The following is a 22,705-nucleotide window of genomic DNA, read 5'->3' on the forward strand; positions in this document are numbered from 1 at the left end:
AAGCCCCTAACGCAGGCGGGCGCCAATTGCACGAGATTGCTTGCCTTGCGGGGGCTCTTTTGGTAGCGGGCGCCGCGTGAGAGCCGATCCGTTCGGATTCGGCGCGTTTTCTATTTCTGTGATTCTAGGTGACTCCCGCGTGGGCGGGCTCTCGCCATCAGCATTGAGGTGTAGCGGTTTATGCAGATTCTCGTTCGCGACAACAATGTCGATCAGGCCCTTCGCGCGCTCAAGAAGAAGCTGCAGCGTGAGGGCGTGTACCGCGAGATGAAGCTGCGCCGTCACTTTGAAAAGCCCTCGGAAAAGCGCGCCCGTGAAAAGGCTGCTGCTGTCCGCCGCGCCCGCAAGATGGAGCGCAAGCGGCTTGAGCGCGACGGCGGCAAGTAAGCTGCTGCGGGGGCAGCGCGTTCTGCCCCTTAGCCTCTTGCGATAAGGGTCCGGCTGGGCCAAGAGGGCGCCGTATTCGCGGCGCCCTTTCGCTTGTCCGACGCCGGTCGGTGCGGCATCAGGGCATGGAATCGGAGCCGTCCCGCAAGCTCCGCATAAGGGGAAGACATGTCGGAAATCACCCGCGTTCCGCTCCAGCCGGTTGGCAAGGGATCGCTCACCCGCATCTGGATCGGCGTGATCCTCGCGCTGCTGATCGGCGCGACTGCTGCCTGGTCGACGCGCTATCAGGGTCTCGTGGTTGAAACCCTCAAGGTTGGCTCTGGCCCGTCGCCGACGCTGGGCGATGTCGTGCTCGTCAACTATGCCGGCCACCTCGCCAGCGGCAAGGAGTTCGACAAGGGCGAGAAGGTCGCCATGCCGGTCGAGGGCGTGATCCCCGGCTTCAGCAAGGGGCTGCAGAAGATGCAGCGCGGCGGCAAGTACAAGCTGATCATTCCCGCCGCGATGGCCTATGGCGCGCAGGACCAGAAGAACCCGTCGACTGGCGAAGTGGTGATCCCCGCGAATAGCGATCTGACCTTCGACGTCGAACTGCTCGATTTCAAGAGCGCGGCTGAGATCGAGCAGCGCCGCCAGATGCTCCAGCAACTGCAACAGCAGATGGGCAGCGCGCCGAAGGGCGGCTCTGGTCCTGGCGCCGCGCCTGAAAGCATGCCGCAGCCCTGATTTTCCGGTTCCCGGCCAGCGGCGCGCCTGCTGGCCACAGACTTTCGAGAGACAGCCATGTCCGTAGACACCGCCACGGTGGCCAGAATTGCCGCGCTGGCCCGCATCAAGGTGACCGACGAAGAGATCGCGGCGATGGTGCCCGAGCTTAACGGCATCCTTGCCTGGGTCGAACAGCTCGGCGAAGTGAACGTGGAAGGGATCGCGCCGATGACGGCGGTGATCCCAAACCAGCAGCGCCTGCGCGACGATGTGATCGGTGCCGATCCGCTCACCGGCGGTGACGTGCGCGAAAAGGTGCTCTCCAACGCGCCCGCCGGTGAACACGGCTTCTTCGGCGTGCCCAAGGTGATCGAATAATGCCAAAGACCGCCAGCGAACTGACTGACCTCGGCGTAGCCGCGATCCGCGAGGGTGTTGCGAAGGGCGAATTCACCGCTGTCGAAGTGGCCGGCGCGTTCAACGCCGCCGTCGCCGCTGCGCAGCCTGCGCTCAACGCCTTCATCACGCTGACGCCCGAAAAGGCGCTCGAAGCTGCCGCCGCCGTCGATGCGGACCGCGCGGCAGGCAAGCCGCTCGGCAAGATGGCCGGCGTGCCGATCGGCATGAAGGACTTGTTCGCGACGACCGGCACCAAGACCACTGCTGCCTCGAACATCCTCGGCAACTTTGTGCCACCTTACGAATCCACCGTCAGCCAGAAGCTGTGGGATGCGGGCGCGGGCATGCTCGGCAAGCTCAACCTCGACCAGTTCGCGATGGGCTCCTCGAACGAGACGAGCGCGTTCGGGAACGTGATCTCGCCGTGGCGCCGCGAAGGCAGTGAGGCGCAGCTGGCTCCGGGCGGCTCGTCGGGCGGTTCCTCGGCGGCGGTTTCGGCACGCATCGCGCCAGCCGCGACCGGCACTGACACCGGCGGTTCGATCCGCCAGCCCGCCGCCTTCACCGGCATTTCGGGCATCAAGCCGACCTATGGCCGCTGCTCGCGCTGGGGCATTGTCGCCTTTGCCTCCAGCCTCGATCAGGCAGGCCCAATGGCGCGCGATGTGCGTGATTGCGCCATCATGCTGGAAGCGATGGCCGGGTTCGATCCCAAGGATTCGACCAGCCTCGACAAGCCGGTGCCGGACTGGGAAGCCAATCTGAACGCCGACCTGCGCGGCAAGAAGGTCGGCATCCCGCGCGAATACCGCATGGACGGGATGGACGCCGACGTCGCACGCGTGTGGGACGAAGGCATCGCCTGGCTCAAGGACGCGGGCGCGGAGATCGTCGACATCAACCTCGCGCACACCAAGTACGCGCTGCCCGCCTACTACATCATCGCCCCCGCCGAAGCCTCGTCGAACCTCGCGCGCTATGATGGTGTGCGCTACGGCTTGCGCGATCTGCCGCAGGGCGCCGGGCTGCAGGACATGTATGCCGCGACGCGCGCAGCCGGGTTCGGCCCGGAAGTGAAGCGCCGCATCATGATCGGCACCTACGTGCTTTCGGCGGGATTCTACGATGCCTACTACACGCAGGCGCAGAAGGTCCGCACCTTGATCAGCCGCGACTTCATGGACGCGTTCCAGACCGTCGACGTGATCCTTGCCCCCACCGCGCCGACCGCCGCGTTTGGTCTTGGCGAGATGGTGAGCGACCCGCTGGCGATGTATCTCAACGACGTGTTCGCCGTGCCCGCCTCGCTGGCAGGCCTGCCTGCCATGTCGGTGCCTGCGGGCCTCGACCGGCAGGGTCTGCCGCTGGGGCTCCAGCTGATCGGCCGCCCGTTCGACGAACAGGGCGTGCTCGATGCGGGTCTGGCAATCGAAGCCCGCGCGGGGTTCACCGCGCGTCCGGCGAAGTGGTGGTAAGATGAGCGACTATCGTATCCAGGGCGCAACCGGCGAATGGGAGGTCGTGATCGGCCTCGAAGTCCATGCGCAGATCAGCACGCAGGCCAAGCTGTTCTCGGGCGCGGCAACCGCGTTCGGCGCGGAGCCCAACACGCAGGTCAGCCTCGTCGATGCGGCGATGCCCGGTATGCTGCCGGTGCCCAACCGCGAGTGCATCCGCCAGGCTGTGCGCACCGGCCTTGCCATCAATGCGCAGATCAACAAGTGGTCGCGGTTTGACCGCAAGAACTACTTCTACGCGGACTTGCCGCAGGGCTACCAGATCAGCCAGCTTTACCACCCCATCGTGGGCGAGGGCGCGATCGAGGTGCAGCTCGACGATAAGAACCCCGAGAGTACCAAGACGATCGGGATCGAGCGCATTCACATCGAGCAGGATGCGGGCAAGCTGATGCACGATCAGCACCCGACGATGTCCTACGTCGATCTCAACCGGTCGGGCGTGGCGCTGATGGAAATCGTGAGCCGTCCGGACATGCGCTCGCCCGCCGAGGCCGGGGCCTATCTCGCCAAGCTGCGCACGATCCTGCGCTATGTCGGCTCGTGCGATGGCAACATGGACCAGGGCTCGATGCGCGCGGACGTAAACGTCTCGGTGCGCCGCCCGGGTGAGCCTTTCGGCACGCGGACCGAGACGAAGAACGTCAACTCCGTGCGCTTCGTGATGGCCGTGGTCGAGCAGGAAGCCAAGCGCCAGGTTGCGCTGATCGAAGACGGCGGCAAGGTCGTGCAGGAAACCCGGCTCTACGATCCGGACCGCAACGAGACCCGCTCGATGCGCAGCAAGGAAGATGCGCACGATTATCGCTACTTCCCCGATCCCGATCTGCTCCCGGTCGAGCTCGACGACGCGTTCCTCGAGGAATGCCGCGCGAGCCTGCCCGAACTGCCCGATGCCAAGCGTCACCGCTACGAAACCGTGCTGGGGCTCTCCGCCTACAACGCTGGCGTGCTGACCGCCGAGGTCGAAACCTCGCGCTGGTTCGAAGCGCTGCTGGCCGCGAGCGCCACGCAGCAGGGCAAGCCCGAGAGCGAAGTTGCCAAGCAGGCGGCCAACTGGCTGACGTCGGAACTCTTCGGCGCGCTCAACAAGCTCGGCAAGGGCCTCCTCGAAAGCCCCGTCAGCCCCGATGCGGGAGGCGAGCTGCTCGCGCTCGTCGGCAAGGGCACGATCTCGGGCAGCGCAGCGAAGCAGGTGCTCGAAAAGATGCTCGAAACGGGTGATGCGCCAAGCGTGATCGTCGAGCGCGAGGGCCTGACCCAGACCTCCGACACCGGCGCGATCGAGGCGGCTGTCGATGCCGTTCTGGCTGCGAATGCGGACAAGGTCGCCCAATACAAGGGCGGCAAGGAAGCGCTGTTCGGCTTCTTCGTCGGTCAGACGATGAAGGCGATGCAGGGCAAGGGCAATCCGCAGCTGGTCAACGAAGTGCTCAAGGCGAAGCTGGGCTGAGGGCCAGTCGCGGCCAGACCGGGCGATCCTGTCCGGGATGGCTGCAATTTGCCTTCCAACACCGGATGTTGTGTGCTGCTATCCCCATGCGATTACCGCTGGGGGGGATTTGTGCTTCGATATCACGCATTGGCGGCCGCGTTGGCCGTCGGCATGGCGGCTGCGCCTTGCGCCGCACAGGACGCCACCGGCTCGCCGCCAGCCCCTACAGCCACGGTCGCGCCTGAACCGGCGGCGCCCGCAGCCTCGGCAACGCCCGCAGCAACCGCACCGTCGCAGACTGCTGCACCGGTTCCGGAAAGCCCCTTCGCGATCCCTTCGCCGGATGGTCTGGCAATGCCGAAGCTGGAATTCGTCTCCACGCCTGAGACCGAGAAGGACTTCGACAAGTACTTCTATTTCCACCGGGCGAACACGACCTTTACCGAGGCGTATATCGATATTCACGAGTGTGATGCGCTCGCCAGCGGCAGCAGCATCTATTACGATTCCTCCACTGCGACCGCGGCGGCCTTGGCCAACAGCAGCGTGCTGGCGGCGGGCGTCGGCGGGGCTATTGCCGGGGCGATGATGGATGCGATCTTCGGATCGTCTGCCCGGCGTGAGCAGCGGCGCATCAATTTGCGCAACTGCATGCATTTCAAGGACTACAAGCGCTACGGCCTCAGCCGCGACTTGTGGGCCGAGTTCAACTTCGAGGAAGGCATGGGCCGCAAGAAGGAAGACCGGCGCAATGAAGCGCTGGCGCTGCAGGCGCTTGTCGCATCCGGCACTGCGCCAACGACCAAGGAGCTCGGGCTGTGAGGATCGTGCGCACCCTGATCGCTGTGGTTCTTGCCGCTATCTTGCTTGCCAGCACCGCTGTCCGCGCCGATCCGGTCGAGGAAAAGGACGTCATCTCGGGCAAGGCCAAGCTTGATCCGGCCAAGGGTTACATCCTCGTCAGCGGTCCGGTCCGTCAGATCGGCATGTTCCTTAGGGTGCCGGACGAGACAACCATCGCGGCATGGGAGAAAGACCGCCAGAAGGCGCTCGACAAGGCGCTGCGCGCCTACAAGCAGGATCACGCGAACTGGCAGATTCTCGCAGACAATGCGAAGGCCAATCACACTGCGCCGCCGCCCGAGCCGCCGATGCCGACCCTGCAGACGGTGAAGGTCGATCCGCCGGAACTGCGCGATATGGCAGCTTTCGGGCCGCAATTCGTCTACGCCAAGGGTGAGACGGTCTATTACCTGCAGGCGGTCAAGCCCGGTACTTATGTCTGGTATGGTTCCGTGATGGGCGGCAATGGCTTGCCCGCCGGCGGCACATGCATGTGCATGGGAACCGTTCGGTTCGAGGTGAAGCCGGGCGTGGTGACGGACACCGGCAACTGGTTCATCGCCGCGCCGAAGTGGGCCGAGGACATGGACGTCGCGCGCATGACGGCCACGGAAGCCGCCGCAAAGCGCGCAGCTGAGGGCAAGGAGCCGCGCAAGACATTCGTTGTCGATGCAATCCGGTTCGGCCTTCCCGCCAGCCTGAAGGCTTGGCCCTCGGCCCAGCCGGAATTCCATGCCAGCGGGAAGCTGAACAATTTCTTCGGCATCTTCATTTCGCGGCTGCCGCCGGTGCCGGATATTCTGGGCTACCACCGCGACATCCCGGTGGATCTGCGTACCGGGCAGGAGATCGAGAGCCCGACGCTGGTGAGCCGGGCCAAAATCAAGAAGTGAGGTGTGAGGGGGTAAGCCCCTCACTCCCCCTTCTGCACCTCCACCGGCAAGCCGAGGCCTTCGAGCTGCTGCTTGACCTTGGCAGCATCGCCGACGACGACCCAGACGAGCTTGGCCGGATCGATCGTCTGCCGCGCGGCGGCGTCGAGGTCCGCTGGGGTCATGGCGCGGTAGCGCGCCGGCAGCGCCGCAAAGTAGGTGTCGGGCCGCTTGTATGTCTCGATCTTGGCGACACCATCCAGCACCGCACCCGAAGTCTCGAAAGCGCCGGGGAGTTCGCGCGCGCTGCCCTGCGTGGCGAGCGCGGCTTCCTCCGGCGTTGTGCCCTTCGCGCCGAGGTAGCGCGTCATCTCGCCGCGCAGTTCGGTGATCGAGGGGCCGGTCTGGTCGGTCTGGACGGGCGCGTAGATCATGAACAGCAGGCGGTCTGCGCGGTCGTTCACCAGGCTTGAGACACCGTAGGACCAGCCCTTGGTCTCGCGCAGATTGGTGTTCATGCGGCTGAGGAAATCGCCCCCGAGCACGTCGTTCGCGGTGCGCAGCGTCACGGTATCGTCGGTGCCCTTGGCCGCGATGACCTCACCGCCGAGGATCATCGACTGCGGCGAGCCGGGGCGGTCGATCAGCACGATGCGGGGCGTGGGCGCGGGGATGGGGGCCGAGAAATCCTTGACCGGCGGGGCCATGCGGTTCGAGGGCCAGTTGCCGAAGCTCTTCTCGAGCAGCGGGACGACATCGCCGAGCGTGGTGTCGCCCACGACATAGATCGTCGCGCGGTCCGGCCGCAGCCAGCGGGCATGGAAGGCAGCGAGATCAGCGCGGGTCAGCTTCTTCACCACGTCCGCCTCGCCCGTGCCGCTGGGGGCATAGCCATAGGGGTGCGCGGGGCCGTAGATCGTGGGGTAGAGTACGCGGCTGGCGAGCGAATAGGGATCGGTACGCTCGGACTGGATCGTGCTCAGCTGCTGGTTGCGCACGCGCTCGAGTTCCGCCGAATCGAGCGCGGGGTGGCGCACGTAGTCCGCAAGGAGCTCTAGCGAGGCCGAGAGGTTGGGCACCAGCGCATTGAGTTCGAACGCGGTCGAGTCCGGCATGCCCATTCCGTTGATCGAAGCACCCAGCGTCTCCTTGGCGCGGGCGAGTGCGGAAGAATCGAGGCTGGTGGTGCCTTCGTTCATCAGGCGCAGCAAAAGGGCGGTGGTGCCGCGCGCGTCCTTGGGATCGGCGGCATAGCCCGCATCGAAGGAAACGCGCACCGAGACGATCGGCACCGCGCTGCGGCGGGCGAAGACGACTTTGATGCCGTTCTTGAGGCTGGTCCGCTCAATGGCCGGGAATTCGAGCGTGGGGACATCACCGGCGGGTGGGATATTGCTGCGATCGGCATCGGCCACAGTTGCTGCAGGAGTGGCGGGAACAGCGGGTGCTGCGACAGCGGGCGGCAGCGCAGGATCGCCGCCGCGGGCTTCGCCGCCGCTGGTCCGCTCACCAGGAACGACGGTGAGCGCGAAGACCGGGCGCTTCAGCCACTTGGCCAGCGCATCACGCACTGCTGCCGGCGTAAGCTTTGCAGTCGCCTCCAGCTCAGTGCGGTAATAGGCCGGATCGCCCGAATAGAGCAGGCCTTCCGCCAGCGTTGCGGCCTTGCCGTTGCCGCCGACAGATTCGAGCGAGCGGATCTGGCTGGCGGCGAAGGTGGTGGCGGCGCGGGCGAGTTCGTCCTGCGTGGGGCCTTCGGTTATCAGGCGCGTGAGCTGCGCATCGAGCGCCGCGCCGACCTTGGCCGGATCGGCGCCGGGCTTCACATCGGCTTCCATCACGAACTGGCCACCCTGCGCGAAGACATCGGCATGGGCAGAGGCCGAGACAGCGGTCTGCGCACCGCGCACCAGCGCATCGTCGAGCCGCGAACTGGCGAGGCCGCCGAGGATCAGGCCGCCGACCTGGAGGGGCAGGTAATCCGGATTGTCGAGCCCGGGGATTGCCCACATGCGGTAGACCCGGGTCGTGGCGACGCGGTCCTGCACGGTGCGGGTGATCGGCGCGGGCAAAGTCGGCACCGGCACGCTGACGGGCTGGACTGCGGGGCCGGCAGGGATCGCCCCGAACCACTTTTCCACCTTGGCCTTGGCGGCGGCGAGATCGATATCGCCTGCCAGCACCAGCACGGCGTTGTTGGGGCCGTAGTGATCTCGGAACCATGCCTTCACATCGGCAAGGCTGGCGCTGTCAAGATCGGCCATCGAGCCGATGGTCGTGTGGTGATAAGGGTTCCCCGCGGGGTAGAGCGTCTCGAACTCCTCGTATTCGATCAGGCCGAACGGCGCGTTGTCACCCTGGCGCTTCTCGTTCTGGACGACGCCGCGCTGGTTATCGAGTTTCTCCTGCGTGACCGCGCCGAGCAGGTGTCCCATGCGGTCGCTCTCGAGCATCAGCGCGCGGTCGAGTGCGGCCTTGGGCACGGTCTCATAGTAGTTGGTACGGTCGAACCAGGTCGTGCCGTTCATGTCGGTCGCGCCGACTTGCTTCATCGGGCCGAAATAGTCGTCCGGCGCGTTCTCCGAGCCGTTGAACATGAGGTGCTCGAAAAGGTGGGCAAAGCCGGTCTTGCCGCGCGGCTCGTTCTTGGAGCCGACCTTGTACCATACGGAGACCGCGACGACGGGCGCCTTGCGATCGGTGTGGACGAGAACGGTAAGGCCGTTGGGGAGCGTGAAGCGCTCGTAGGGAATGTCCACTGCCTTGACGAGATCGGCGACTGGCGCAGCCTTGAGCGCAGCAGAAGAGATCTGGGGCGCAGCCGGATCGGCGGCCAGTGCGGGGACGGCAGCAAGGAGGACGGGAAGCGCCAGAAGCGTGGCCATCATCGAACGGGGTAGCGAACGGGGCATGGTGATCCTGCGGCTGGGGCGGCGGGCCGGACGGCGGCCGCACTGAAGGAGGAGGTCGCTCTGTTTCAGAGCATGGCTTGGCTGAACAGAAGCAAAATCGATTCGGATGCTCGCTTGCCCCGATGGGCGTGCCTCGCGGCGGCAAGTTGACACAGTTGACACTGTCCTGGAGATCAACTGGAATCGATCACTGGTGGATTTTTGATCGGCTGCATCGATCAGGGTCTGGCAGGAGGCTGGGCAGACTGACGTCATGCGGCAAAGCATAGCGGCAAGTGCGCGTGTAGGACAGTCAGTGTCCGACGAGCGGCATAGCGCCATCGACCGGGACCCCGCGCGTTTCGGGCATCGTTCGGGCAACCCAGAAGAGCTGCAACAGCATCATCAGGAAGAAGAAGTCGAAGATCGCCTCAGGCGGGAACGTGGCAAGGGCCGGCGGCATGAGCAGTGAAACGAGCGCAGCGAGGAGCCAGTGCGTGCCGCAGCCGATGGTCTGGCCGCGGGCGCGGGCATTGGCCGGGAAGACTTCGGCGATGAACACCCAGATCACCGCGCCCTGTCCTACTGCATGGGCGGCAATGAACAGGAAGACGAGCGGGGCGACGAGTGCGCCGGCATCGGCAGCAAAGGCGGCGGCGATGGCGGCAAGCGAGACGCAGTAGCCTACCGAGCCGATCAGCATCAGCGTGCGGCGCCCCAGCTTGTCGATCAGGAGCACGGCCAGGCCGGTCGCGACGAGATTGACGACACCGATGCCGAGCGAGGCGAGGAGTGCGGCTGCGGTGCCGAGCCCGGCTTCCTCGAACAGGCGCGGGGCGAAATAGACGACCGCGTTGATGCCGGAAAGCTGGTTGAACAGGGCGATGGTGAAGGCGAGGGCGGCGGGACGCTGCAGCGGTGGCCGCAAAAACGCGCTCCAGGGCACGGTGGCGCCTTTGCCAATGATGCCGCGCCCGGCGAGCCAGACGGGGCTTTCGGGGAGCCCGAGGCTGGCGAGGAGGTAGATCGCGGACGGAAGCGCCTGAATGCCGAGCATCCAGCGCCATGCAGCGTCTGCAGCCGTGCCCGTTGTGCTCGCGCCGATCAGCCAATTGGAGAAATAGGCGACGAGAATGCCAAGCACGATGTTGAACTGGTAGAGCGCGCCGAGCTGTCCGCGCCGGGCGGGCGGGGCGATCTCGCTGATATAGGCCGGGACTGCGATGGATGAGACGCCGATCGCAAGCCCTCCGAGCAAACGGAACGCAGCGAAATCGACGGGGCCCACGGCGAGCGCGGAGCCGAGCGAGGCGGCGACATAGGCGAGACCGAGCCCGACCAGCGTGGGGCGGCGGCCGAACCGGTCGGTCGGCCAGGACCCGCCGAGCGCGCCGATGACCGTGCCCCAGAGCGCGGCGGAAAGGACAAGGCCGTGCGCAAAGGGTGAGAGTGACCAGTGCGCCTGTATTGCCTTTTCGGCGCCGGAAATGACGGCGACATCGAAGCCGAACAGCAGCCCTGCCAACGCGGCTGTGGCGGACCACAGGGCGATGCGGGAGCCGCTGGCTTGGCGGCTGGTTTCGTCGGTCTGGCCCATCCTGGTTTTCCTCTCCGCGACGGTGATGCCCGCCTTTGTCCGACCAGACAAGTGCAAGATGATTGCATTAAACCTTCGACCAGCGACGTGCGGATTTTTGATCCAGATCCTTGTGTGGCCGAAATGACACACTACCTTCGGGGCATCAGGAGGAAATCTGACCCATGAACCTCGAGAAATTCACCGACCGCGCCAAAGGCTTTCTGCAGGCGGCGCAAACCGTTGCCATCCGCAATAGCCACCAGCGGATTGGCCCCGAACACGTGCTGAAGGCCTTGCTGGAGGACAGCGAGGGCATGGCATCGGGGCTGATCCAGCGCGCTGGCGGCACGGCTTCTGTCGCGCTGGCCGAAGTGGACAAGGCGCTTGCCAAGATCCCTGCGGTGTCCGGCGGGGGGGCGCAGCAGACCCCTGGCCTCGACAACGATGCCGTGCGTGTGCTCGATGCCGCTGAGCAGATCGCGGCGAAGTCTGGCGATGCCTATGTGACCGTCGAACGGATGCTTGTCGCGCTGACGCTGGCGACCACCACCGCGGCAGGGCAGGCGCTCAAGACCGCGAACGTGACGGCGCAGGCGCTGGAGGCGGCGATCACCGCGCTGCGAGGCGGTCGCACGGCGGACAGCGCCGGGGCGGAGAACGCCTATGAGGCGATGAAGAAGTATGCCCGCGACCTGACCGAAGCGGCGCGCGAGGGCAAGCTTGATCCCGTGATCGGGCGCGACGAGGAAATTCGCCGCACGATCCAGATCCTGGCGCGGCGCACCAAGAACAACCCGGCGCTGATCGGCGAACCCGGTGTGGGCAAGACCGCGATTGCGGAAGGCCTTGCGCTGCGCATCGCCAATGGCGACGTGCCCGACAGCCTGAAACACCGCCGCCTGATGGCGCTCGACATGGGCAGCCTGATCGCGGGCGCGAAGTATCGCGGCGAGTTCGAGGAGCGGCTGAAGGCCGTGCTCGACGAGGTGAAGGGCGCCGAGGGCGAGATCATCCTGTTCATCGACGAGATGCACACGCTGATCGGCGCGGGCAAATCGGAAGGCGCAATGGATGCGGGCAACCTGCTGAAGCCGGCGCTGGCGCGCGGGGAACTGCACTGCATCGGCGCGACGACGCTCGATGAATACCAGAAATATGTCGAGAAGGACCCCGCGCTGCAGCGGCGGTTCCAGCCGGTGTTCGTGGGTGAGCCGACCGTGGAGGACACCATCTCGATCCTGCGCGGGCTCAAGGAGAAGTACGAGCTGCACCACGGCGTGCGGATCACCGACGGCGCGATTGTTGCCGCGGCAACGCTTTCCAACCGCTACATCGCGGACCGCTTCCTGCCGGACAAGGCGATCGACCTGATGGACGAGGCGGCGAGCCGGCTGCGCATGGAAGTGGAGAGCAAGCCCGAGGAGATCGAGAACCTCGACCGGCGAATCATCCAGCTCAAGATCGAGGAAATGGCGCTCGCCAAGGAGAGCGACAGTGCCTCGAAGGACCGGCTGGCAGCGCTGCGCGAGGAGCTGGCGAACCTCGAGCAGCAGTCGGGCGAGTTGACGACGCGCTGGCAGAACGAGCGCGACAAGATCGCCGCCGAGGGCAAGATAAAGGAAGCGCTGGATGCGGCGCGAATCGAGCTCGATCAGGCGCAGCGGCAGGGTGATCTCGGCAAGGCGGGCGAGCTCGCCTATGGCCGGATTCCCGAGCTCGAGAAGCAGCTCGCCGAAGCGCAGGGCATGGCCGAGAACGCGCTGCTGCGCGAGGAAGTGACCGCGGATGACATCGCCGGTGTGGTCAGCCGCTGGACCGGCGTGCCGGTGGAGCGGATGCTGCAGGGCGAGCGCGAGAAGCTGCTCAAGATGGAAGAGACCATCGGCAAGCGGGTGATCGGGCAGCGCGATGCGGTGGTTGCCGTTTCAAAAGCGGTGCGCCGCGCGCGGGCTGGTTTGCAGGACCCGAACCGGCCCTTGGGCTCGTTCCTCTTCCTCGGCCCCACGGGCGTGGGCAAGACCGAGCTGACCAAGGCGCTCGCGGGCTTCCTGTTCGACGACGACAACGCGATGGTGCGCATCGACATGTCTGAGTTCATGGAGAAGCATTCCGTGAGCCGGCTGATCGGCGCGCCTCCGGGCTATGTCGGCTATGATGAAGGCGGCGTGCTGACCGAGGCGGTGCGGCGGCGGCCCTATCAGGTCGTGCTGTTCGACGAGGTGGAGAAGGCGCATCAGGACGTGTTCAACGTGCTGCTGCAAGTGCTGGACGATGGCCGCCTGACAGACGGACAGGGCCGCGTGGTGGACTTCACCAACACGCTGATCGTGCTGACTTCGAATCTGGGCAGCCAGTATCTCGCGAACCTTGAGGAAGGACAGGACGTGAGCAGCGTCGAGCCGCAGGTGATGGACGTGGTGCGCGGGCACTTCCGGCCGGAGTTTCTGAACCGGCTGGACGAGATCATCCTGTTTCACCGGCTGGGCCACGAGCACATGGCGCCGATCGTCGATCTGCAGGTGGCGCGGGTGCAAGCGCTGCTGAAGGACCGCAAGATCGTGATCGACCTGACCGACGCGGCGAAGCGCTGGCTGGGCCGGGTGGGCTACGATCCGGTCTATGGCGCAAGGCCGCTGAAGCGCGCGGTGCAGCGCTATGTGCAGGATCCGCTGGCCGAGCGGCTGCTGGGGGGCGAGATCCCCGATGGCAGCACGGTGAAGATCGACGAGGGCGACGGCGCGCTGACGTTTGTGGTGGGGTGATAGAGCAGGCCCCTCCCCGGCGGGGAGGGGTTGGGGAGGGGGTTCAGCCCTTTCCTGCTGGCGCAGCTCACCCCCACCCAGCCTCCCCCGAGCGGGGGAGGGGCAGGTTATGCATTGATGCAGGGGCAGCTTTTACCGGCAGAGACGGCGCGGCCGCAGCTCTTGCAGAGCGTATGTTCGCCCTCGGTCAGGCCGTGGCCGAGCGCGACACGCTCGTCGAACACGAAGCATTCGCCCTGCCACAGGCTCTGTTCGGCAGGCACCTCTTCGAGATAGCGCAGGATGCCGCCCCGCAGGTGATAGACATCTTCGACGCCTTCGGCCTTGAGGAAGGCGGTGGATTTCTCGCAGCGGATGCCGCCGGTGCAGAACATGGCGACTTTGGGCGCTTTGCCGGTGCCGAGGAGGCGCGTCCGTTCGCGGCGGAACCAGGCGGGGAATTCGCGGAAGGAGCGGGTTTCGGGATTGATGGCGCCCGCGAAGGTGCCGACGGCAACTTCGTAATCATTGCGCGTGTCAATCACGATGACCTCGGGATCGCTGATGAGGGCGTTCCAGTCGTGCGGGGCCACGTAGGTGCCGACGGCGGCGAGGGGGTCGATATCGGGCTCGCCCCTCTGGCCCAATCCCATCGTCACGATCTCGCGCTTGAGGCGGACCTTGAGTCGGCCGAAGGGCATCGTCTCGGCGCTGGAATACTTCACATCGAGGTCGTCACAGCCCGGGAGCTGGCGGATATGATCGAGCACGCGGGCGATGCCTTCGGCGCTGCCGGCGATCGTGCCGTTGATGCCTTCGCGAGCGAGCAGGAGGGTGCCCTTGATGCCGGCGGCGGTACTGGCCTCCAGCAGTGGCGCACGCAGGGCCGCAGGGTCCTCGAACCGGGCAAAGCGATAGAGCGCGGCGACGGTGAGGGAGGCGGCCATGGACGCGCTCCTAGAGCGGAATGCGCCGCAGGGGCAAGGCCGGGGGCGGAGGTGGGGGCAGGGGCGTAGGCGGTGGCGCTGGGGCATTTTCGCCACACCTTGGCAGAAGAAAAGCAGGGGGGCCTGCCTGCGCGGGCACGCTCCACACAGCTCGTCGCGCTGTTCATTTTCAGTACAGGCGCCGAGATTATCGACGAATCATCGCGAACACAAACAGTTATGACCTGAAACAATTTCGAATTGTTTCGGGAGTGTGAGCGTGTGTACAAAAGAAAGGGTTGCGTAATGAGGAAAGCATATTTGCTGATTGCTTCGGCATGCTTTGCAACAATGATTTCTAACAATGCAAATGCACAGACTTATGTCGGTGTGTCTGCTGGTATTGTTGCACCACATAATTCTAATAACGAAGGTACATTCACTTCCGGTGTGCCCGCAACGACCAACCCGGCCTATCCGGCCATTGCCTCGGGGACGCCGCTCGGCTGGAAGACCAGCTTCGACGTGGGCTACAACTTCGCGGCGCAGATCGGTCATCGCTTCGACAACGGCTTCCGCATCGAGGGCGAGTTCGCCTTCACGCGCGCCGATGTGCGGCGCCACAGCGGCGTGACCGTCGGCGGCACCAACATCGATGGCCTTGACGCCTCGGTGCTGACGCGCGGGCCGACGGTGGGCAAGACCGTGGGCCAGGTGGTCGACAGCGGGATCGGCAGCCAGCGCGGCATCGCCGGTTTCGTGAACGCCTACTATGACATCAACACTGGCAGCGCGTTCCAGCCCTATGTCGGTGGCGGCATCGGCGTGCAGGAAACGAAGTTCGACTACCGCCCCTCGAACATCGACGTCGGGCAGGGCAAGGAGACCAACTTCGCTTGGCAGCTGATGGCGGGCGCGACCTACAAGCTGGGGCCGAAGTTCGAGCTGTTCGGGCAGTACAACTACCGCGATGGCGGCAAGACCCGGATGGACCTCGATCTGGTGCCGGCGGATCTGCAGGCCAAGAGCCGGCAGTCGCTGGTCTCGGTGGGCTTCCGTATCCCGCTGGGCAAGTGATGGCGTGACGGAGGGGCTGTGAGGGCGCTGATCCTCACGGCCCCTTGCGGTCGAGTTCCTCGTTGAGCCGCAGCGAGGTGCGCCAGAAGAAGAAGGCGGGTACGAACCCGATCACGGCGGCGCCATAGAGCACCCAGCGTACGCTTTCCGTGCCGGCCATGGGCTTGATCCCGTCGGACAGCATCCCGAAGAAGAGCGGGCCGAGGCCCAGCCCGATCAGGTTCTGGCTGAACAGGAGGATCGCGCTCGCCATCGCGCGGGCTTCGGGCTTGACCAGTCCTTGTGCGCTGGAAAAGCAGGGGCCGTAGTAAAGCGAATTGAGCGCGGTGGGGATCATCAGCAGCGCGAGCGCCCAGCGCCAGTCGGTCATGAAGTAAGCCGCGATGGAAAGCGGCGCGGCGAGGGCAAAGCCGATCGCGGGCGCGGTCATCACATGCTGGCGGTTGGTCTTGCCGAAGCGGTCCGCCAGCCAGCCCCCGGCCAGCGTTCCGGCAATCGCGGCGAGCCCGCCCCAAAGCCCGAACCAGAACCCGGTTTCGCCCGCGCTGAGACCGTGTGTCCGCTGGAAGAAGATCGTCGTCCAGGTCGCTTTGCCATAGCTCAGGAAAGCGGCGCCCGAGCCGGCCGCCAGCAGCAGCACGAACGCGCGCGAGCCGAGGATTTCCGCAAGCGCCTCGCGGTTGGACAAGGCCTTGGGCGGCGGTGCGGCATTGGCCGCGCGCAGCGCTTCCCCCGCGCGGCGCGGATCGCGAAGCAGCAGCATGACCGCGCCTGCCAGCAGCACGCCTGGCAGGCCCACCACGACAAAGGCAGCCCGCCACCCATAGGCATCGGCGAGCAGACCGCCGATCAGCATGCCGAGCAAGGTGCCGATGGGAATGCCGAGGGCATAGATTGACATGGCCGAGGCGCGCTTGTCCGGCGGCGCCAGATCGGCAATCAGCGAATGGGCGGCGGGCGAACAGCCCGCCTCGCCGACGCCGACCCCGATGCGGGCGAGCAGCAATTGCACCAAATTCTGCGCCTGACCGCACAGCGCCGTCATCCCAGACCAAATGACGAGCGCGCCGGCGATCAGGCCGACGCGGTTGGTCGAGGGCTTGTCAGCAAAGCGCGCGATGGGAATGCCGAGGAAGGTGTAGAAAGCGGCGAACGCGATGCCGGTCATGAGGCCGATCTGCGTATCGCTGAGGCCAAGATCGCGGCGGATCGGCTCGGCAAGGATGTTGACGATCTGGCGATCGAGGAAATTGAAGATGTAGACGACGAGGAGGACGGCGAGCACTAGGCGCAGGGACTGGGGTATGGGTGTTTGCGCGGCCGTTTCGTTCATCCTCGTCCTTTCATGGGGCTGGTGCCCGTTATTGCCCCTCCGTCAGCTTTGCGGGCCGCTACCTTCCCGAGACGAGCTCGGGGAGGGATGGGTTCAGGCGCCAGCCTTCACGGCGTAGTTCCAGGCCATATCCGCCAACGGGCCGACCCGGTCGGACATCGCAGCAGCATGGGCGCTGCTGGCGGTGCCATCGAGGTAGCGTTTCTTGATGCCCTGGATGATGCCGGCGAGGCGGAAGTAGTTGTAGGCGAGGTACCAGTCCATGCCGGCGATGCCGTCGCGCTGGGTCTTCTCGCAGTAGCGGGCGATGACCTCATCGAGTTCGGGAATGCCGAGTGCCTTGCGGTCAAGGTCCATGACGCCCGAGCGGCCGCCGTTTTCGGTGGACCACGCCATCGCGAAGTAGGTGAAATCGGCCAGCGGATCGCCCAGCGTCGATAGCTCCCAGTCGAGCACCGCGAGCGGCTTTGGCTCGCCGTGCGCGAAAATCATGTTGTCGATGCGGTAGTCGCCGTGGACAACGCTGACGCGTGTCTGTTCGGGCAAGGTGCGCGGGAGCCACTCGATGAGGCGCTCCATCGTCTCCATGTGCTCGGTTTCGGAGAGGCGGTACTGCTTGGTCCAGCGATCGACCTGGCGGCCGAAGTAGTTCCCGGGCTTGCCGAAATCGGAGAGGCCGACGGCGTCCACATCGACACTATGGAGCGCGGCGAGGGTATCGACCATCGCGAGATAGGTGGCGCGGCGGTCCTCCGGCGTCGCACCGGGCATGGCGCCGTCCCAGATCGTGCGGCCATCGACGCAGCCCATGACGTAGAACCACGAGCCGACGACCTCGTCATCGGTGCAGAGGCCATACTGCGGGGCGACCGGGAAACTGGTGCCGGCAAGCGCGGCCTGCACCTTGTATTCACGGTCGACGGCATGGGCGCTCGGAAGCAGCTTGCCGAAGGGCTTGCGCCTGAGGACGTAGGGGCCGGAGGGCGCATCGATCCGGTAGGTGGGGTTCGACTGGCCGCCCTTGAACTTCGAGACGGTGAGCGGGCCCTGAAAGCCCGCCACGTTGGCCTCGAACCATGCGGTGAGCTTGGCTTCGTCCAGCTTGTCCGCGCCTTCGGGGGCGACGGTGCCAGTGAAGGCGGCCTGTGCGTCGATGGGGGCGTCGGTCATTGGGGCCTCACGAATCGAAGACGATGACCGAGCGGGCGGAATGGCCGGCCTTCATCTTCTCGAAGCCTTCGTTGATGCCTTCCAAGGGGATGCGCTCGGCGATGATGCTGTCGAGGTCCAAAAGGCCGCGCATGTAGAAATCGACGAGGCGCGGGAGATCGACCGGGAAGTGGTTGCCACCCATGATTGCGCCCTGCAGCTTCTTGCCAGAGAGCAAGTCGATCGCGGAAAGGCCGACCTTGTGGTTCAGCGGCATCATGCCGAGGATCGTGGCGGTGCCGCCGCGGCGCAGCGAGGCAACGGCGAGATCGCCCGAGGCGGGGCGGCCGACGGCCTCGATGGCGTGGTGGACGCCGCCCTTGGTCATTTCCTGGATCTGCTTCGCGGCATCGGGATCGAGCGCATCGACGACATCGGTAGCGCCGAGCTTGATCGCCAGTTCGCGCTTCTCCGGCATCGGATCGGCGGCGATGATGCGGCCTGCGCCGGCGATCTTGGCGGCGTTGATCGTGGCAAGGCCGACACCGCCGCAGCCGATCACCGCGACGGTTTCACCCGGCGTCACCTTGCAGGCGTTGAAGATCGTGCCCGCGCCGGTGGTGACGGCGCAGCCGATGACGGCGGCGCGGTCGAGCGGCATCTCGGGGTTGATCGCGACGCAGGCGTGTTCGTGGATCAGCATCATTTCGGCGAAGGCCGAGAGATTGAGCATCTGGTTGACCAAGCTGCCGTCGCTGGAGCGGGTAAGGCGCGGTGCCTCGCCGGGGCGGCGGCGGGTATCGCCGCCGAGGCAGAGCGACATCCGGCCCGTCACGCAGAATTCGCAGTGGCCGCAGAAGGCCGAGAGGCAGGTGACGACCGCATCGCCCTTCTTGACCGTGCGCACTTCACTGCCGACTTCCTCGACGATGCCGGCGGCTTCGTGACCCGCAACGCAGGGCATCGGGTGGGGATAGGCGCCATCGATGAAGTGCAGGTCCGAATGGCACAGGCCGCAGGCGGCGGTGCGGATCAGGACTTCGTGCGGGCCGGGCTTCGAGACGGTGAGCTGGTCGATGACGAGCGGCTGGCCGGCGGCTTCGAGGATGGCGGCTTTCATGGGGATCTACCTTGCACAGTCCCCCTCCCGCGGGCGGGAGGGGTTAGGGGAGGGCGTGTCGGGGAGGGTGTCTGGGCAACATACCCTCCCCCGGCCCCTCCCGCGAGCGGGAGGGGAGATAGGTCAGCGCGAGATCGCCATGTCGCCCGAGGTGAAGCCCGGGTCGCTCGGCAGATCGGTGTGGCGCGCATATTCGATGCGGGCGACAGCGCGGGCGTGGACTTCGTCCGGACCATCCGCGAGGCGCAGCGTGCGCTGGTGCGCGTAGGCTTCGGCAAGGCCGAAGTCTTCCGAGACACCGCCGCCGCCGTGGGCCTGAATCGCATCATCGATGATGCGCAGCGCCATGTTGGGCGCCTGCACCTTGATCATCGCGATTTCGAGCGCGGCGGCCTTGTTGCCGACCTTGTCCATCATGTCCGCCGCCTTGAGGCAGAGCAGGCGGGTCATCTCGATATCGATGCGGGCGCGGGCGATGCGTTCTTCCCACACCGACTGCTCCGAAATCCGCTTGCCGAAGGCGACGCGCGACTGGAGGCGGCGGGCCATCTTGGCGAGCGCTTCTTCGGCGACGCCGATGGTGCGCATGCAGTGATGGATACGGCCCGGCCCGAGGCGGCCCTGTGCGATCTCGAACCCGCGGCCTTCGCCGAGCACGACATTGGAGACGGGGACGCGGACGTTTTCGAGCAGCACTTCCATGTGGCCGTGCGGCGCATCGTCATAGCCGAAGACGGGGAGGTGGCGCAGGATGTTGACGCCCGGCGCGTCCATGGGGACGAGGACTTGGCTCTGCTGCGCGTGGCGCTTGGCGCTGGTGTCGGTCTTGCCCATGACGATGGCGATCTTGCAGCGCGGATCGCCGAGTCCTGAGGACCACCACTTGCGGCCGTTGATGACGTATTCGTCGCCTTCGCGCACCATGCGGGTTTCGATGTTGGTTGCGTCCGACGAAGCGACGAGCGGCTCGGTCATCAGGAAGGCGGAGCGGATCTCGCCATTCATCAGCGGGCGCAGCCATTGCTCCTTCTGCTCGCGCGTGCCGTAGCGGTGGAACACTTCCATGTTGCCGGTATCGGGGGCGGAGCAGTTGAACACTTCGCTGGCCCACGAGATGCGGCCCATTTCCTCGGCGCAGAGCGCGTATTCGAGGTTGGTGAGGCCGGGACCTTCGAACTCGAAGGTATCATCGACGTGGTGATGGCCGCCGTTGCGCGGAGGCATGAACAGGTTCCAGATGCCGGCAGCCTTGGCCTTGGCCTTCTCTTCCTCGACCACCTGCAGCACCTTCCAGCGGCCGCCGCTGGCCTGCTCGGCCTTGTAGTCCTTGTGGCGCGGACGGATGTTGGTCTCGATGAAATCGCGGACGCGATCGCGCCAGTAGACCTGCCGTTCGGTGGGTTCGAAATCCATGTCTGCTCTCCTGCGGTGCGGGCATGTGGCACCGCTTGTGTTTGTTGATTTAATCTCTCGGTTAAACCTTGCGCCAGATCAAGCGTCGAGATTGATCGCGCTGCGTTTTGTCAGCCGGCGGCCTCTGCTGCCGCCTTCATCTGGCGCAGCGCCTCGAACAGATCGGGCACTTCCGGATCCCAAGAATGGCGCGGACCGATGGTGAGGCCGCCATCGACGATGATCGAGGTGCCGTTCACGAAGCTGGCTGCTTCGCTGCAGAGGTAGAGCACCGCTTCGCCGATATCGTTCGGCTGGCCACCGCGCGCGACGGGCTGGGCAGCCTGGCTCATCATCGCGATGGCGCCCTTGGCCTGCGCTTCGAGTTCGGCAGGGACCTCCAGCGAGGTCGTGAAGATGTTGGTGTTGATGAAGCCGGGCTGCACGGCGTTCACGCGGATCTGATGGCGGGCGAGATCGGCGGCGCTGGTCTTGGTAAGGTGGAGCACACCCGCCTTGGCCACGGCATAGGCGTTGGGCGAGTATCCGGGGCCGACCGCGGCGACGGACGAGGTGTTGACGATGGCCGCGCCCTTGCGGCCGATCATGTGCGGCACGGCATAGCGGATGCCGAAAGCGACCGAGCGCAGCAGCAGGTGCATCGTGCGGTCCCAGCCCTCGGGCTCGATCTCGTCGATCTTGGCCATATCACCGCCCGCGCCGGCATTGTTGAACACGGCGTCGATCCCGCCGGTCTCGGCGGCGGCGCGGTCCATCAGAGCCTTGATGTCCTCGCAGTTGCAGACGTCGCAGCGCACGGTGTGGACTTCGCCGTTCGATTCGGCGGCGGTGGCGGCAAGGCCCGCTTCGTCGATATCGGCGGCGTAGACCTTGGCGCCTTCGGCGGCGAAGAGCAGTGCAGTGGCGCGGCCGATGCCGGAGGCGGCTCCGGTGACGACGACGGTCTTGTTGTGGAATCGCATGGGAACCTCTCCAGCTGCTTATGATTTTGGCGCGAGCTTAGGCCCAAGCGGCTCCTCGTCAATGCCGATCGGGTTTACGTTACGGCATGCATGGGTGAGCGGGATTCGCGGAAAACCGTGCTGAAATCGGCGCTTGCCAGCGTGCTGCGAGTCGCCTTAACCTCTCGATTAAGAGAGGAGCATAAGCCATGTCAGAGCTGGAAGCCTTCCGCGCGGAAATCCGCGCGTGGATCGAGGCGAACTGCCCCGAAGAGATGCGCCGCCCCGTGCAAGGCGAGGACGACATCTGCTGGGGCGGGCGCAATTTCGTGTTCAAGAACGCGGCGCAGAAAGCCTGGATGGAGGTCTGCGCGGCCAAGGGTTATACTGTGCCCGACTGGCCCAAGGCCTATGGTGGCGCGGGGATGAGCCCGGCCGAAGCCAAGGTGTGGCGCGAGGAAATGGCGCGCGCCGGGGCGCGGCCGCCGCTTTCGAGCTTCGGCATCTGGATGCTGGGGCCCGCGCTGCTGAAGTTCGGCACCGAGGAACAGAAGGTCCATTATCTGGGGCAGGTGGCGCGCGGCGAAATCCGCTGGTGCCAGGGCTATTCGGAGCCGGGTTCGGGGTCTGACCTCGTTTCGCTGCAGACTTATGGCGAGGACAAGGGCGACCACTGGGTGGTCAATGGCCAGAAGATCTGGACAAGTTACGCCGACAAGGCTGACTGGATCTTCTGCCTCGTCCGCACCGACAAGACCAACGTCTATCAGGGGATCAGCTTCCTGCTGTTCGACATGACGACGCCGGGGGTGACGACCAAGCCGATCAAGCTGATCAGCGGCAGCTCGCCTTTTTGCGAGACGTTCTTCGACAATGTGAAGGTGCCCAAGAGCCAGATCGTCGGCCAGCTCAACCGGGGCTGGGACGTGGCAAAATACCTGCTGGGCCATGAGCGCGAGATGATCTCGGGCGCGGGCGATGGCGCGCAGACGAGCACGATCGGCAAGGTGCTGACGCGGGGTGGCCTCGATGATCCGATGCTGCGTGCGGAGCTTGCGGCATTCGATATCGACGCACTGGCGTTCGCGGCGATGGGCGAGAAGTTCCTCGACGAGATCAAGGTGGGCAAGGCGCATCCCGCGCAGCCCAACATGATGAAATACGCCGGGACCGAGCTCAACAAGCGGCGGCACGAGCTACTGATGGCGGCGGGCGGGAGCACGGCACTGGAGTGGGAGAGCGAAGAGACGCGCGGCGGTGCGCCGGCGCGCTCGTGGCTGCGCACTAAGGCCAATTCGATCGAGGGCGGGACGAGCGAAGTCATGCTCAACGTCGTTGCCAAGCGCATTCTCGAACTGCCGGGGGCCTGAT

Annotated in this window: 19 protein-coding genes; 10 read left to right on the forward strand and 9 right to left on the reverse strand. The window is 65.6% G+C overall.

Annotation, left to right across the window (positions count from 1 at the left end; all coding sequences use genetic code 11):
* Positions 1 to 180 precede the first annotated feature (180 nt).
* From rpsU to gatB, 5 genes are all read left to right on the forward strand, one after another.
* Positions 181 to 387 (forward strand): 30S ribosomal protein S21, encoded by a 207-nt coding sequence (gene rpsU, locus Q0082_RS10685; RefSeq protein WP_054121618.1) that lies wholly within the window; start codon positions 181 to 183, stop codon positions 385 to 387.
* A gap of 168 nt (positions 388 to 555) precedes the next feature.
* Entirely contained in the window at positions 556 to 1,116 is a 561-nt protein-coding gene (locus Q0082_RS10690) for an FKBP-type peptidyl-prolyl cis-trans isomerase (RefSeq protein ID WP_298192328.1), read from the forward strand.
* 57 nt (positions 1,117 to 1,173) lie between these two features.
* Positions 1,174 to 1,476, forward strand: a complete 303-nt coding sequence (gene gatC, locus Q0082_RS10695) for an Asp-tRNA(Asn)/Glu-tRNA(Gln) amidotransferase subunit GatC (protein WP_298192330.1) — start codon at positions 1,174 to 1,176, stop codon at positions 1,474 to 1,476.
* Positions 1,476 to 2,972: an Asp-tRNA(Asn)/Glu-tRNA(Gln) amidotransferase subunit GatA gene (gene gatA / locus Q0082_RS10700; protein ID WP_298192331.1), complete on the forward strand. Its 1,497-nt coding sequence runs from the start codon at positions 1,476 to 1,478 to the stop codon at positions 2,970 to 2,972. The genes gatC and gatA overlap by 1 nt, the downstream gene beginning before the upstream one ends.
* Before the next feature lies 1 nt (position 2,973).
* A complete protein-coding gene (gene gatB / locus Q0082_RS10705) occupies positions 2,974 to 4,467 on the forward strand; it encodes an Asp-tRNA(Asn)/Glu-tRNA(Gln) amidotransferase subunit GatB (protein WP_298192333.1) in 1,494 nt (497 codons plus the stop codon).
* A gap of 122 nt (positions 4,468 to 4,589) precedes the next feature.
* Here gatB and Q0082_RS10710 read toward each other — a convergent pair whose 3' ends face one another.
* Entirely contained in the window at positions 4,590 to 4,829 is a 240-nt protein-coding gene (locus Q0082_RS10710; protein ID WP_298192335.1) for a hypothetical protein, read from the reverse strand.
* On the opposite strand from Q0082_RS10710, the gene Q0082_RS10715 reads away from it, so the two are divergent.
* Both Q0082_RS10715 and Q0082_RS10720 read left to right on the forward strand, forming a co-directional pair.
* Complete coding sequence (locus Q0082_RS10715) at positions 4,804 to 5,271, forward strand: hypothetical protein (RefSeq protein WP_298192337.1); 468 nt, start codon at positions 4,804 to 4,806, stop codon at positions 5,269 to 5,271. The two genes, Q0082_RS10710 and Q0082_RS10715, sit on opposite strands and share 26 nt — an antisense overlap.
* Complete coding sequence (locus Q0082_RS10720; RefSeq protein ID WP_298192338.1) at positions 5,268 to 6,185, forward strand: hypothetical protein; 918 nt, start codon at positions 5,268 to 5,270, stop codon at positions 6,183 to 6,185. The genes Q0082_RS10715 and Q0082_RS10720 overlap by 4 nt, the downstream gene beginning before the upstream one ends.
* Positions 6,186 to 6,205: 20 nt before the next feature.
* On the opposite strand, the gene Q0082_RS10725 is transcribed toward Q0082_RS10720, so the two are convergent.
* Complete coding sequence (locus Q0082_RS10725; protein ID WP_298192340.1) at positions 6,206 to 9,052, reverse strand: pitrilysin family protein; 2,847 nt, start codon at positions 9,050 to 9,052, stop codon at positions 6,206 to 6,208.
* A 316-nt stretch (positions 9,053 to 9,368) separates the two neighbouring features.
* Entirely contained in the window at positions 9,369 to 10,652 is a 1,284-nt protein-coding gene (locus Q0082_RS10730; protein ID WP_298192342.1) for an MFS transporter, read from the reverse strand.
* A 164-nt stretch (positions 10,653 to 10,816) separates the two neighbouring features.
* On the opposite strand from Q0082_RS10730, the gene clpB reads away from it, so the two are divergent.
* On the forward strand, positions 10,817 to 13,396 hold the full coding sequence (clpB, locus tag Q0082_RS10735; protein WP_298192345.1) for an ATP-dependent chaperone ClpB: 2,580 nt from the start codon (positions 10,817 to 10,819) through the stop codon (positions 13,394 to 13,396).
* Between the two features lie 107 nt (positions 13,397 to 13,503).
* Here the strand turns inward: clpB and Q0082_RS10740 are convergent, their stop codons facing one another.
* Complete coding sequence (locus Q0082_RS10740) at positions 13,504 to 14,322, reverse strand: rhodanese-related sulfurtransferase (protein ID WP_298192347.1); 819 nt, start codon at positions 14,320 to 14,322, stop codon at positions 13,504 to 13,506.
* Between the two features lie 285 nt (positions 14,323 to 14,607).
* On the opposite strand from Q0082_RS10740, the gene Q0082_RS10745 reads away from it, so the two are divergent.
* Entirely contained in the window at positions 14,608 to 15,378 is a 771-nt protein-coding gene (locus tag Q0082_RS10745) for an outer membrane beta-barrel protein (protein ID WP_298192349.1), read from the forward strand.
* Positions 15,379 to 15,412: 34 nt separating this feature from the next.
* Here the strand turns inward: Q0082_RS10745 and Q0082_RS10750 are convergent, their stop codons facing one another.
* The 5 genes from Q0082_RS10750 to Q0082_RS10770 form a co-directional block, all read right to left on the reverse strand.
* The gene (locus tag Q0082_RS10750; RefSeq protein WP_298192350.1) at positions 15,413 to 16,711 is read right to left on the reverse strand and encodes an MFS transporter; all 1,299 of its coding nucleotides are present in this window, start codon (positions 16,709 to 16,711) and stop codon (positions 15,413 to 15,415) included.
* Positions 16,712 to 16,804: 93 nt separating this feature from the next.
* Complete coding sequence (locus tag Q0082_RS10755) at positions 16,805 to 17,881, reverse strand: phosphotransferase family protein (protein WP_298192352.1); 1,077 nt, start codon at positions 17,879 to 17,881, stop codon at positions 16,805 to 16,807.
* A gap of 7 nt (positions 17,882 to 17,888) precedes the next feature.
* On the reverse strand, positions 17,889 to 18,980 hold the full coding sequence (locus Q0082_RS10760; protein ID WP_298192354.1) for a Zn-dependent alcohol dehydrogenase: 1,092 nt from the start codon (positions 18,978 to 18,980) through the stop codon (positions 17,889 to 17,891).
* 123 nt (positions 18,981 to 19,103) lie between these two features.
* Entirely contained in the window at positions 19,104 to 20,393 is a 1,290-nt protein-coding gene (locus tag Q0082_RS10765; RefSeq protein WP_298192356.1) for an acyl-CoA dehydrogenase family protein, read from the reverse strand.
* A gap of 110 nt (positions 20,394 to 20,503) precedes the next feature.
* Positions 20,504 to 21,355, reverse strand: coding sequence for an SDR family oxidoreductase (locus Q0082_RS10770; protein ID WP_298192358.1), 852 nt, complete (start codon positions 21,353 to 21,355; stop codon positions 20,504 to 20,506).
* A 188-nt stretch (positions 21,356 to 21,543) separates the two neighbouring features.
* Between Q0082_RS10770 and Q0082_RS10775 the strand changes: the two genes are divergently transcribed.
* The gene (locus tag Q0082_RS10775) at positions 21,544 to 22,704 is read left to right on the forward strand and encodes an acyl-CoA dehydrogenase family protein (protein WP_298192360.1); all 1,161 of its coding nucleotides are present in this window, start codon (positions 21,544 to 21,546) and stop codon (positions 22,702 to 22,704) included.
* Position 22,705 lies beyond the last annotated feature (1 nt).

It is taken from the genome of Novosphingobium sp. (genome assembly GCF_027489515.1).
In the GTDB taxonomy this organism is placed as follows: Bacteria; Pseudomonadota; Alphaproteobacteria; order Sphingomonadales; family Sphingomonadaceae; genus Novosphingobium.

What these genes read in the sequence shown, in the direction of transcription:
- Q0082_RS10715 (WP_298192337.1), top strand. Translation starts at nt 4,804, where the DNA reads ATGCCGAAGCTGGAATTCGTCTCCACGCCTGAGACCGAGAAGGACTTC.
- gatC (WP_298192330.1), top strand. Translation starts at nt 1,174, where the DNA reads ATGTCCGTAGACACCGCCACGGTGGCCAGAATTGCCGCGCTGGCCCGC.
- Q0082_RS10755 (WP_298192352.1), bottom strand. Translation starts at nt 17,881, where the DNA reads ATGACCGACGCCCCCATCGACGCACAGGCCGCCTTCACTGGCACCGTC.
- Q0082_RS10730 (WP_298192342.1), bottom strand. Translation starts at nt 10,652, where the DNA reads ATGGGCCAGACCGACGAAACCAGCCGCCAAGCCAGCGGCTCCCGCATC.
- Q0082_RS10745 (WP_298192349.1), top strand. Translation starts at nt 14,608, where the DNA reads ATGAGGAAAGCATATTTGCTGATTGCTTCGGCATGCTTTGCAACAATG.
- Q0082_RS10750 (WP_298192350.1), bottom strand. Translation starts at nt 16,711, where the DNA reads ATGAACGAAACGGCCGCGCAAACACCCATACCCCAGTCCCTGCGCCTA.
- Q0082_RS10775 (WP_298192360.1), top strand. Translation starts at nt 21,544, where the DNA reads ATGTCAGAGCTGGAAGCCTTCCGCGCGGAAATCCGCGCGTGGATCGAG.
- gatA (WP_298192331.1), top strand. Translation starts at nt 1,476, where the DNA reads ATGCCAAAGACCGCCAGCGAACTGACTGACCTCGGCGTAGCCGCGATC.
- Q0082_RS10725 (WP_298192340.1), bottom strand. Translation starts at nt 9,052, where the DNA reads ATGATGGCCACGCTTCTGGCGCTTCCCGTCCTCCTTGCTGCCGTCCCC.
- gatB (WP_298192333.1), top strand. Translation starts at nt 2,974, where the DNA reads ATGAGCGACTATCGTATCCAGGGCGCAACCGGCGAATGGGAGGTCGTG.
- Q0082_RS10765 (WP_298192356.1), bottom strand. Translation starts at nt 20,393, where the DNA reads ATGGATTTCGAACCCACCGAACGGCAGGTCTACTGGCGCGATCGCGTC.
- clpB (WP_298192345.1), top strand. Translation starts at nt 10,817, where the DNA reads ATGAACCTCGAGAAATTCACCGACCGCGCCAAAGGCTTTCTGCAGGCG.
- Q0082_RS10690 (WP_298192328.1), top strand. Translation starts at nt 556, where the DNA reads ATGTCGGAAATCACCCGCGTTCCGCTCCAGCCGGTTGGCAAGGGATCG.
- Q0082_RS10740 (WP_298192347.1), bottom strand. Translation starts at nt 14,322, where the DNA reads ATGGCCGCCTCCCTCACCGTCGCCGCGCTCTATCGCTTTGCCCGGTTC.
- Q0082_RS10770 (WP_298192358.1), bottom strand. Translation starts at nt 21,355, where the DNA reads ATGCGATTCCACAACAAGACCGTCGTCGTCACCGGAGCCGCCTCCGGC.
- Q0082_RS10760 (WP_298192354.1), bottom strand. Translation starts at nt 18,980, where the DNA reads ATGAAAGCCGCCATCCTCGAAGCCGCCGGCCAGCCGCTCGTCATCGAC.
- rpsU (WP_054121618.1), top strand. Translation starts at nt 181, where the DNA reads ATGCAGATTCTCGTTCGCGACAACAATGTCGATCAGGCCCTTCGCGCG.